The organism is Streptomyces mutomycini (genome assembly GCF_001700505.1).
GTDB lineage: Bacteria > Actinomycetota > Actinomycetes > Streptomycetales > Streptomycetaceae > Streptomyces > Streptomyces mutomycini.
Window position 1 is genome coordinate 1 of sequence record NZ_MAPV01000350.1, and the last position, 1,683, is coordinate 1,683.

General features: G+C 74.0%; 2 pseudogenes and 1 riboswitch. Of the pseudogenes, one reads left to right on the forward strand and one right to left on the reverse strand.

Going from position 1 to position 1,683, the window contains the following annotated elements:
• A pseudogene (locus BFF76_RS30385) lies at positions 1 to 842 on the reverse strand (cobalamin biosynthesis protein CobG); the annotation flags it as partial.
• A 266-nt stretch (positions 843 to 1,108) separates the two neighbouring features.
• Positions 1,109 to 1,183: riboswitch (cobalamin riboswitch) on the forward strand.
• Positions 1,184 to 1,273: 90 nt separating this feature from the next.
• Between BFF76_RS30385 and BFF76_RS30390 the strand changes: the two are divergent.
• Positions 1,274 to 1,683 (forward strand): annotated as a pseudogene (locus BFF76_RS30390) (cobaltochelatase subunit CobN); the annotation flags it as partial.

Genomic DNA, 1,683 nt, shown 5'->3' on the forward strand with positions numbered 1-1,683 from the left:
CGGGGAGCCGGGTCCGGTGATCAGGCCGGCTCCCGACAGGTCGCTCAGCAGGCTGTCCGCACGGTCTGATCCGATCCCGGTGACGACGACCCCGCGCCACGGGGTGAGGCGCAGTTCACCGGCGCTCGAGAGCAGCCGCCACTGAGCCGGGTCCAGCCGGCCCAGCGCAGGTCCTTCACCCGCCAGGCGCCGGTGTCCCCGGCGGAGTCGAGGAACGCCTCGGCTGCGGTCAGCGCGGCGAGAGGACCGTCGGGGGAGGGGACGCGGAGGACGGCGTCGTCGTCCCCGATGCGCAGGAGGGCGCTGCCGTCACCGTCGCCCAGGAGGGTGAGGTCGGCGCCGAGGGCGTCCACATCGCCGCGGCCGTCGTCGAGCGCGAACAGGAAACGTCCGGAGAGCGCTGTCGCGCGGTTGCTTCCGCACAGAAGCCGGTCCAGTCCGGTCAGCCAGGGCCGGACGTCGGCAGCCCCCAGGGCATCGAGCCCGGAGAGCGGGGTCGCGACCACGTTGCGTACCCGTTCATGGCGGGGTGAGGGCAGCAGCCCGGCCGCGTCCAGCAGCCCTGCCAGCTCCGCACCGCAGTCCGGGCCGAGCCCGCGCAGCTGCACGTTTCCACGGGAGGTGAGATGCAGCTCACCGTCACCGAAGCGCTCAGCGGCCCGCCCCAGCGCATCTGCCTGGCGGGGCGTCAGCACCCCGCCGGGTATGCGGATCCGCGCCAGCGCACCGTCGTCCGCGCGGTGCAGACGCAGTGCGCCGGGGCAGGCGTCACCGCTGCTCCGGGCACACGCATCGTCCGGAGACCGGGACGGAAGGGGGGAGGCGGACATGGCGGCGAGCATACCGACCGTGACCGTGGCGCAGCCCTGCGGTCACTGTGACCTACGGGACACCCACCCCCGCGCTGAGCCGCACACCACAGGTCCCCCGGGCCCCTGTCCCGCGCCCCCGCTGCACGGTCCACCAGCTCTGTCCCGGTCCGCACTGTCCAGGCGACACCGTCTCCGCCCCGGTCGGTGCGGGGGCCGTCTGGTCAGGACCCCCCTCCCCCCGCCTACTATGCCTAGCGGCGGTCCGTTGGGTCCGCCATCGCCAGACGGCGACATGGGAGGAAGCCCGGTGAGATTCCGGCGCGGTCCCGCCACTGTGAGCCCGGCCCACCCGCCGTGCGAGTCAGGAACTCCCTTCCCCGAAAACCCGGTTCCGCCCGGGCAGGGGAGGCCCAACCGACACTGCCCGGGGCGTGGACACCCCGAGGAAGGCCCGACGCCGCATGATTCTGCTCCTGTCGACGTCCGACACCGACCTGCTCAGCGCCCGTGCCTCCGACGGCCCGGTCGGCTTCCGCTACGCGAACCCGTCCCGGCTCTCCGTCGAGGACCTGCCGCAGCTCCTGGACGGCACGGATCTCGTCGTCGTGCGTCTCCTCGGCGGTGTCCGAGCCTGGCAGGACGGACTCGACCAGGTGCTGGCGACCGGCCGGCCCGTCGTCGTACTGACCGGTGAACAGGCCCCCGACGCCCAGCTGATGGCCGCGTCGACCGTGCCCATCGGCATAGCGGCGGAGGCGCACGCCTACCTCGCGCACGGCGGCCCCGCCAACCTGGAGCAGCTGGCCCGCTTCCTCTCCGACACGGTGCTGCTCACGGGCCACGGCTTCGAGCCGCCCGCCCCGGCCCCCGC